General features: G+C 72.1%; 10 protein-coding genes. 5 read left to right on the plus strand and 5 right to left on the minus strand.

From position 1 onward, the window contains the following. Positions 1 to 28 precede the first annotated feature (28 nt). The 3 genes from AB0G02_RS23210 to AB0G02_RS23220 all read right to left on the minus strand — a co-directional run bounded on the left by AB0G02_RS23210 (position 29) and on the right by AB0G02_RS23220 (position 2,345). The gene (locus tag AB0G02_RS23210; RefSeq protein ID WP_360797563.1) at positions 29 to 703 is read right to left on the minus strand and encodes a DUF6766 family protein; all 675 of its coding nucleotides are present in this window, start codon (positions 701 to 703) and stop codon (positions 29 to 31) included. An 82-nt stretch (positions 704 to 785) separates the two neighbouring features. Continuing rightward, a complete protein-coding gene (locus tag AB0G02_RS23215; RefSeq protein WP_360797564.1) occupies positions 786 to 1,154 on the minus strand; it encodes a hypothetical protein in 369 nt (122 codons plus the stop codon). An 18-nt stretch (positions 1,155 to 1,172) separates the two neighbouring features. Further along, a complete protein-coding gene (locus AB0G02_RS23220) occupies positions 1,173 to 2,345 on the minus strand; it encodes a zinc-dependent alcohol dehydrogenase (RefSeq protein ID WP_360797565.1) in 1,173 nt (390 codons plus the stop codon). A 367-nt stretch (positions 2,346 to 2,712) separates the two neighbouring features. On the opposite strand from AB0G02_RS23220, the gene AB0G02_RS23225 reads away from it, so the two are divergent. Further along, the gene (locus tag AB0G02_RS23225) at positions 2,713 to 3,546 is read left to right on the plus strand and encodes an SDR family oxidoreductase (RefSeq protein ID WP_360797566.1); all 834 of its coding nucleotides are present in this window, start codon (positions 2,713 to 2,715) and stop codon (positions 3,544 to 3,546) included. A gap of 6 nt (positions 3,547 to 3,552) precedes the next feature. On the opposite strand, the gene AB0G02_RS23230 is transcribed toward AB0G02_RS23225, so the two are convergent. Next, on the minus strand, positions 3,553 to 4,005 hold the full coding sequence (locus AB0G02_RS23230; protein WP_360797567.1) for an anthrone oxygenase family protein: 453 nt from the start codon (positions 4,003 to 4,005) through the stop codon (positions 3,553 to 3,555). 132 nt (positions 4,006 to 4,137) lie between these two features. Between AB0G02_RS23230 and AB0G02_RS23235 the strand changes: the two genes are divergently transcribed. From AB0G02_RS23235 to AB0G02_RS23245, 3 genes are all read left to right on the plus strand, one after another. Continuing rightward, the gene (locus tag AB0G02_RS23235) at positions 4,138 to 4,665 is read left to right on the plus strand and encodes a hypothetical protein (RefSeq protein ID WP_360797568.1); all 528 of its coding nucleotides are present in this window, start codon (positions 4,138 to 4,140) and stop codon (positions 4,663 to 4,665) included. A gap of 89 nt (positions 4,666 to 4,754) precedes the next feature. Further along, positions 4,755 to 5,426, plus strand: a complete 672-nt coding sequence (locus AB0G02_RS23240) for a response regulator transcription factor (RefSeq protein WP_360797569.1) — start codon at positions 4,755 to 4,757, stop codon at positions 5,424 to 5,426. Further along, complete coding sequence (locus AB0G02_RS23245; RefSeq protein ID WP_360797570.1) at positions 5,423 to 6,763, plus strand: HAMP domain-containing sensor histidine kinase; 1,341 nt, start codon at positions 5,423 to 5,425, stop codon at positions 6,761 to 6,763. The genes AB0G02_RS23240 and AB0G02_RS23245 overlap by 4 nt, the downstream gene beginning before the upstream one ends. Positions 6,764 to 6,782: 19 nt before the next feature. On the opposite strand, the gene AB0G02_RS23250 is transcribed toward AB0G02_RS23245, so the two are convergent. Further along, entirely contained in the window at positions 6,783 to 7,178 is a 396-nt protein-coding gene (locus tag AB0G02_RS23250) for a ChaB family protein (RefSeq protein ID WP_360797571.1), read from the minus strand. Positions 7,179 to 7,239: 61 nt separating this feature from the next. Here AB0G02_RS23250 and AB0G02_RS23255 point away from each other — a divergent pair. After that, positions 7,240 to 7,940: aldehyde dehydrogenase family protein (locus AB0G02_RS23255; RefSeq protein WP_360797572.1), on the plus strand; the 701-nt coding region annotated here is incomplete at its 3' end.

Below are 7,940 nucleotides of genomic sequence, written 5' to 3' on the forward strand. Positions count from 1 at the left end.
CCACCGGAGGCCCGGCGGGACACCGCGGTCAGCCCGACTCGTCCGTGGTGTCGTGCGGCGTGCCGACGGGCTTGGACTCCGGTGAACCCCGTTGTCGCAGGTAGACGCTCAACACCGCCATCGAGCCGATGGCGAGGAACTCCGACTGCCAGTTCTGCAACGACCGGTTCCAGAAGTCGGCCGACAGGACGTAGTCCCACCACGACACCGGGTCCTGGAAGTCGTTGAACCGCTCGTTGTTGAACGCGCTGCGCCCGGCGATCGACTGGGTCAGCCAGGACGCGGTGAACAACCCGAGCATCACCAGGCCCAGCGAGTTCGAGTACAGCGCGGTGCGCCAGCCACCGGCCTTGGCCCACGGCGGCGACTGCGGCTTCACGTGCGAGCCGAGCAGCTGGTCCCGGTCGGACTCCGCGCCCACCCGGTCGAGCGGCTTCGACTCGGGGGAGCCGCGCTGCACCAGCCAGACCGTCGCGAAGATGAACAGGAAGAACTGGAGGTACTCCGACTGCCAGTTCTCCGCCACGTCCACCGCGAAGTCCGACGACGTCACGTACTGCCACAGGCCGATCGGGTCACCGCCGTCGGTGAGCCGCCGGTTGTTGACGTCGGCGTTGCCCGCGAACGCCTGGCCGACCAGCGTCGCCAGGAACAGCAGGCCGAACCCCAGCCCCAACCCGTTGTCCCGCAGGAACCTCTTCACAGGCCCACCAGCCCGACGACGCTGAAGTACACCAGCAGCCCCAGCACGAACACCAGGTACGCGTAGAACATCCCGCGCTGCGTCACGGTCCACCCACCTCGCACCGGTACGGCCGTTCACCCTGCGACTCGCAGCCCGCGCCGGCCACCCGCCAGCCGTCGGACAGCTCGCGCAGGAACAGCACGTCCCGCGAGGTGCGGACCTGCGCCGCGTCGCCCCAGATCTCCACCGATTCCACCGACCCACCGGGCACGTCCAGCGAGGAGCACTCCACGCCCTCGCGCGCCCGTTGTGTCAGCAGTTCGCACGCGCGGTCCGAATCGCCGGAATCGACCGCTTCCGTGAACTCCTGCGCCGCGTGTTCGACCAGGTCAGAAGTCCCGGAACCGCAACCGCTGACCACCAGGACCGCCGGCAGGACCACGGCGGGCAACCACCGAGAGCGGATCATGGCTGGGACGATAACCCGTCACGGGTGCAGCAGCACCTTGACGGCGTTGTCCTGCTTGCGCTGGAAGATGTCGTAGGCGTGCGGCGCCTGGTCGAGCGGCATGTGGTGGGTGGCGAAGTCGTCCACGCCGAGCGGGTCGCCGTCGGTCAGCAGCGGCAGGATCTCCGGCACCCAGCGCCAGACGTTGGCCTGGCCCATGCGCAGCTGCACCTGCTTGTCGAACAGGGTCAGCATCGGCATCGGGTCCGCCATCCCGCCGTACACACCGGACACCGAGATGGTGCCGCCGCGGCGCACGATCTCGATCGCGAGGCGCAGCGCGTGCAGCCGGTCGACGCCCGCGGTCTGCATGAACCGGGCCGCGATGGCGTCCGGCAGGAGTCCGACGGCCTGGTGCGCGAGCTTCGCCACCGGCGCACCGTGCGCCTCCATGCCGACGGCGTCGATCACGGCCTCCGGGCCGCGCCCGCCGGTCAGCTCGCGGATGTGGTCGACCAGGTGGCTGTCCCGCACGTTCAGCACCGTGACGCCGTGGCTGCGGGCCCGGGACATGCGCTCCGGCACCAGGTCGACCCCGATGACCGTCTCGACGCCGCGGTGCTGCGCGATGCGGGTCGCCATGTCACCGATCGGGCCGAGCCCGAGCACGACCAGGCTGTCCCGCGTGGCCGCGTACTCCACCGCCTGCCACGCCGTCGGCAGCACGTCGGACAGGTAGACGAACCGGTCGTCCGCCGGGCCCTCCGGCACCTTGATCGGCAACGTGTTGCCGAACGGCACCCGCAGGTACTCCGCCTGCCCGCCGGGCACCTGCCCGTACAGCTTGGTGTAGCCGAACAGCGCCGCGCCCGACCCGTGCTCGCGCACCTGGGTCGTCTCGCACTGCGACTGGAGGCCGCGCTCGCACATGAAGCACGTGCCGCAGGAGATGTTGAACGGCACCACCACCCGGTCGCCGGGCTTGACCGCGGTGACCGCCGAACCGACCTCCTCGACGATGCCCATCGGCTCGTGGCCGAGGATGTCGCCCTCGTCGATGAACGGCCCCATCACCTCGTACAGGTGCAGGTCGGAACCGCACACCCCGGTGGACGTGATGCGGACGATGACGTCGGTCGGCTCCTTGAGGATGGGGTCCGGCACGGTGTCCACGCGCACGTCCCGCTTGCCGTGCCAGGTGACGGCCTTCATCGGTGCTCCTGTATCTGATGGCCGCTGCTTCGCAGACGGCGGCTCGGTCGCCGGGAAGTCGACCGGTCACGCCCTGATTCCCCGACGATCGAAGAGCGTGATCGCCGGGGAATGAGGACGCGACCGGTCGACGCGACCTCGCGGTTCGGGTCGGGTTGGGTTCGTTGTCCGAGGTGAGGGCCTCGGAGTCGGAGTCGGCTCGTGGTCGGGTTCCCGGGGTGGGTGGTGGCAAACACCCGCCGACCAGCCACGCCCCGACCGGTGGTCACGACCCCGGCCGACCGTGTTCCGTCAGCGTCAGCCGGCTCGTGGTCGGCGGTGTCCGGTGGGGTGGAATGGTGAGGCGGCGGCGGGGGTATCCGCCGGCATGAGCGAGTTCTTCAGCGCACCACTTCCCCAGGACCGGGCGGGTGGGCCTCTGCGTGCTGTGGTCACCGGGTCGGACTCGGGCATCGGCAAGGCCATCGCGGTGGCTCTCGCGGGTGGCGGGGTGGACGTCGGCATCACGTTCCACCGGGATCCCGAAGGGGCCGAGGACACCGCCCGGCAGGTTCGCGAGCTGGGCGTCGAGGCGGCCGTGCGGCAGCTCGACCTGACCGACCTGCCCGCCGCGGCCTCCGTGGTCGACGAGCTCGCCGCCGACCTCGGCGGCATCGACGTGCTGGTCAACTGCGCGGGCACCGGCAGCTCGGAGAAGGCCGTCGACATGGACTTCGACACGTGGCGCGGGGTGCTGTCGGTCGACCTGGACGGCGCGTTCCTGTGCTCCCAGCGGGCCGCGAAGCACATGATCGAGGCCGGTCGGGGCGGGCGGATCATCAACATCACCTCGGTGCACGAGCACCAGCCGCGGGTCGGGGCCGCTCCCTACTGCGCGGCGAAGGCCGGGTTGGGGGCGTTGACGAAGGTGCTGGCCCTGGAGCTGGCGGAGCACGCCATCACGGTGAACTCGGTGGCACCGGGCGAGATCTCCACCCCGATGACGGGTCAGGAGGACGTCGACCCGCGCACCCAACCGCGGCCCGGCGTGCCGCTGGGACGTCCGGGCCACGCGGACGAGGTCGCGGCGGTGGTGGCGTTCCTGGCGACCCCGGCGGCCGGTTACGTGACCGGGGCGTCGTTCGTGGTGGACGGCGGCATGACGTTGATGGGCCCGCAGGCGAGCCAGCTGCTCACCGACCGGAAGTGGCTCGAACCCTGACCGGTCCTAGCGGGTGGCGCGGCGCATCGCCGCCGCGGCGACGGCCAGCGCGACCAGGCGGACCAGGTTGGCGCGGTGCCAGGTGGCCAGCAGGCGGCGGCGTTCGTCCTCGCTCAACGGCTTGCCACCGCGCAGCAGCCGCAGGTTGACGGTCTTGACCAGGTACGCCGTCAGGGCGGCGGCGACCGCGGTGCCGGCCGCCGAGGTGGCGACGGCACGCCGGTCACCACCGGTGCGCCAGCTGCGGACCAGCGTCACCCCGGTGGCCACCACCGTCAGGGGTCCGGCCGGCGCGTAGTAGCGCAGCGGGCTGCCGGGGCCGAGCAGTCGCAGCCCGCGGCCCGTCCGGGCGTTCGCCAGGAGCCGGGGCACGTCCACCGCGCCTTCGTAGAGGTTGCCGAAGAACCAGTGAGCCTGTCCGAGCCGAGCGAGCGCGGCCCACGCCGTCCGGGATCCCATGCACCCATCCTAGGGATCGCGCGCCGACCGGATCCTGAGGTGATTCCAAGGTTCGCTGAAAGTCCCGCTGAACCGCGCTTGGTCTGCTGGTCCCAGGCGCCGGACCACCCGGTGCCCTGGAACGAGGCAGGGATGCGAATGCGGATCCGGACCAGGCTCGTCGCCGCCGTACTGGCGGTCGGGACGTTGACCGGGGTGGTCGCGATGAGCACGTCCGCGGCATCGGCGGAGCCCACCGCGGCCGCGGTCGAGGACAAGGCCGCCAACCCCGAGCAGGGCAAGCCCGAGCAGGGCAAGCCGGACGAGGGCAAGCCGGTCAAGGACAAGCCCGGTGAGGGCAAGCCCGGCGACGGGAAGCCCGGCAAGGACAAGCCGGGCGAGGGGAAGCCCGGGGTGCCGCAGGAGGCGGTCAAGTTGTTGGCCGCCGAGCTGGGCATCACGGTCGACCGCGCCCGTCAGGTGTTCCAGGACCTGGAGAAGGTCGAGGCGCGGGGCGACGAGATCCTCGAGGACCGGGCGTTCGTCGCCATCGCGGACGGCCTCGGCATCACCCCCGAGCACCTCCTCGACGTCCTGCGCAAGGTCAAGCAGGCCATCGCCGGGGAGCCGAAGCCCGCGCCGAAGCGGGACGAGGTCCCGAGCGACGCGCCCGGTAAGTGACCGGTGCTCGTGAGCGGTCCGGACCGGTGCTCAACCGGTCCGGGCCGCGGCCCGGGGGTGGGCCGGAAGCGGTGACCCATACTGGGGGCGTGCGGGTTCTGGTGGTCGATGACGACGAGGGTGTCCGTCGCTCCCTGGCCCACGCGCTGCGCCGGGACGGCTACCAGGTCTCCGTCGCGGCGGACGGCGCGGAGGCGTTGGACGAGCTCGGCCGGGCCCGACCCGAGGTGATCGTCCTCGACGTGCTGCTGCCCGAGCCGAACGGCCTGGAGATCTGCCGGAGGCTGCGCCGCCGCGGCGACCACACGCCGATCCTCATGCTGACCGCTCGTGACCTGGTGGAGGACCGGGTCGCCGGGCTCGACGCCGGCGCCGACGACTACTTGGTGAAGCCGTTCGCGCTGGACGAGCTGCGTGCCCGCCTGCGCGCGCTGTTGCGGCGCATCGGGGTGACGCAGGAGGTGCTGCGGTTCGCCGACGTGGAGATGGACACGACCACGTGCCGCGTCCACCGGGACGGGCGGCGGATCGAGCTGACCCGCACCGAGTACGCGTTGCTGGAGCTGTTCCTGCGCAACCCGGACCGGGTGCTGAGCCGCGTGCTGATCTTCGAGTCCGTCTGGGGCTACGACTTCGGTCCCGCGTCCAACGCGCTGTGGGTCTACATCAGCTACCTGCGCGGCAAGTTGGAGTCGGCCGGTGAGCCGCGCCTGATCCAGACCGTGCGCGGGCTGGGGTACGTGCTGAGGGAGCGACCGTGACGCTGCGCACCAGGGTCGGGCTGGCCGGTGGGGCGGTGGTGTTCGTGGCCCTGGCCATCGCCTCGGTGGTGGTCTACTCGACCGTGCGGGCGGACCTGGCCCGCCGGCTGGACGAGTCGCTGGCGCAGACCGTCGAGCAGAGCCCGGCCATCGCCGTCCAGCTCAAGCAGAAGATCGAGCGCTCCGGGCAGGCCATCCCCATCGACACCCCGGTCGACTTCGGCAGCACCCTGGTGCAGTTCGTCAGCGGGCCGGTGTACCCCGGGTCGAACCGGGCGTTCATCGACGTCACGAAGCGGGACGCGGACGTGGCCAGGGGTCGGGAGCCCGCCTACCTCCAGGACGCCGTGCACGACGGCGTCGCCTACCGCGTGCTCACCGCGCAGATGCCCGGGTCGTCGAGCAACCTGGTCCGCGTCGCCCGACCGCTGAGCGACGGGGTGGACGTCCTCGCCGCCCTGGCGGGGCTGCTGATCGCCCTGACCGCGCTCGGCGGAGTGGCCGCCGCACTGGGTGCCCGGTTGGCGGCACGCCGGGTGCTGCGGCCGGTGCGCGTGCTGACCGACGCGGTCGAGCACGTGACCGCGACCCGTGACCTGAGCGCCCGCGTCGACCTGACCGGACGGGACGAGATCGGCCGCCTGGGGCGGTCGTTCGCGACGATGATGACGGCGCTGGACGCCTCCATGCACGCCCAGCGCCAGCTGGTCGCGGACGCGTCGCACGAGCTGCGGACCCCGTTGACGAGCCTGACCACGAACCTCGAGCTGCTCGCGGAGGACGACGGGCTGCGGGACCCCGAAGCGCCGGTGCTGGTGCGGGCGGCGATCGAGCAGGCGGGCGAGCTGCGGTCGCTGGTCAACGACCTGATCGACCTCGCCCGGTACGGCGAGGACACCGCGCGGGCCGAGGACACGCGGCTGGACCTGGTGGCCGCGACGGTGGTCGGCAAGGCCTCGTCGCGGGCCGGGGCGCCCCGGTTCGAGTCGGCGTTGTCGCCCTGCCTGGTGCACGTCGACCCGGACGCGATCGAACGGGCCGTCGGCAACCTGGTGGACAACGCGGTGAAGTGGAGCCCGCCCGGCGGCCGGGTGGTGATCACCGTGGCCGACGGGGAGTTCGCGATCACCGACGAGGGCCCCGGCATCCCGCCGGCGGACGTGCCCTTCGTGTTCGACCGCTTCTACCGGTCGACGCAGGCCCGGTCGATGCCCGGCTCCGGGCTCGGACTGGCCATCGTGCGGCGGGTGGTGGAGACGCACGGCGGCGAGGTGGCCGCCGAACCCCTCGCCCGCGGCGTCCGGATGCGCCTGCGCCTGCCCGTGGTCCGCGACTGACCGGGCCTCGACCGGACGGTCAGGAGCGGGCCTTCGCGGTCTTGCGGTTGTTGGCCTTGCCGATCGCCTCGACCAGCTGCTGCTTGGTCATGCTCGACCGGCCGGGCACGTCCAGCCTCTTGGCCAGGTCGTAGAGGTGCTGCTTGCTGGCGTTGGCGTCCACGCCGCCGGCGGTCTTGCCCTGCTTGGGGGTGCTGCGCGCGGCCTGCGCGTCCGACGGGCCCTTCTTCTCCTTGGGCTCCCAGTGGTCACCGACCTTCTCGAACGAGTGCTTCAGCGCGGCGAACGCGGTCCGGTGCGAGCGCTGGCCCTCACCGTAGGTCTCCACCGCCGAGTCGTGCGCCTTGATCCACGTCCGCTGCGCCTTCTTCGACGAACGGGCGATCGTGCTGGGCAGTTCCTCACTTCCGGGCATGGCTCTCCTCCTCGGGGCGTCCACTCGGGTTTCACCTCGGCCGCCGGGGTACCCGGTGCCCATGACGGACATGCGTGTCGAAGCACTCGACGTCCACAGCCCGGTCGACGGTCAACTCGTCGGGTGGCTGCCCGCCGCCTCGGACGAGGACGTGGCCGGCGCGGTGCTCACCGCGCGTGAAGCGCAGCCCGGCTGGGCGGCGACACCCGCCGCCGAACGGGGAGCGGCGCTCAGGGCCGCGGCGCAGGCCGTCCGGGAGAACGCGGACGACCTGGCGGCCGTGCTGCACTCCGAGACCGGCCGCCCGGTGGCGTCCGCCCGGGACGGTGTGCTGGCCGGTGCGTCCACATTGGAGCAGTACGCCGAGCTCGGGCCGGTGCACCGCGGCCGGTCGTTGCAGGGCTCGCACGACGCGGCGGACTTCATGGTCCCCGAACCGCGGGGCGTCGTGGTCGCGCTGACCCCGTGGAACGACCCGGTCGCCGTGTCCTGCGGGCTGCTCGGCGCGGCCCTGGTGACGGGCAACTCCGTGGTGCACAAGCCGAGCGAGCGCTGCCCCCACACGGGTGTGCTGCTGGCGCAGCTCATGGTCGACCACTTCCCGCCCGGTGTGCTCCAGAGCCTCACCGGTGACGGCTCGGTGGGCGCGGCGCTGGCCGCGTCACCGCACGTGGACGTCGTCGCGCACGTCGGCGGCACGTCGACCGGCCGGTCGATCGCGGCCGCGTGCGCCAGGACCGGGGCCAAGGCGCTGCTGGAGAA

It is taken from the genome of Actinosynnema sp. NPDC023658, from assembly GCF_040639995.1.
GTDB lineage: Bacteria > Actinomycetota > Actinomycetes > Mycobacteriales > Pseudonocardiaceae > Actinosynnema.

Bases quoted from the DNA above. Each gene is read 5' to 3' on its own strand.
- AB0G02_RS23215 (WP_360797564.1), bottom strand. From the start codon at position 1,154: ATGATCCGCTCTCGGTGGTTGCCCGCCGTGGTCCTGCCGGCGGTCCTG.
- AB0G02_RS23220 (WP_360797565.1), bottom strand. From the start codon at position 2,345: ATGAAGGCCGTCACCTGGCACGGCAAGCGGGACGTGCGCGTGGACACC.
- AB0G02_RS23225 (WP_360797566.1), top strand. From the start codon at position 2,713: ATGAGCGAGTTCTTCAGCGCACCACTTCCCCAGGACCGGGCGGGTGGG.
- AB0G02_RS23230 (WP_360797567.1), bottom strand. From the start codon at position 4,005: ATGGGATCCCGGACGGCGTGGGCCGCGCTCGCTCGGCTCGGACAGGCT.
- AB0G02_RS23235 (WP_360797568.1), top strand. From the start codon at position 4,138: ATGCGAATGCGGATCCGGACCAGGCTCGTCGCCGCCGTACTGGCGGTC.
- AB0G02_RS23250 (WP_360797571.1), bottom strand. From the start codon at position 7,178: ATGCCCGGAAGTGAGGAACTGCCCAGCACGATCGCCCGTTCGTCGAAG.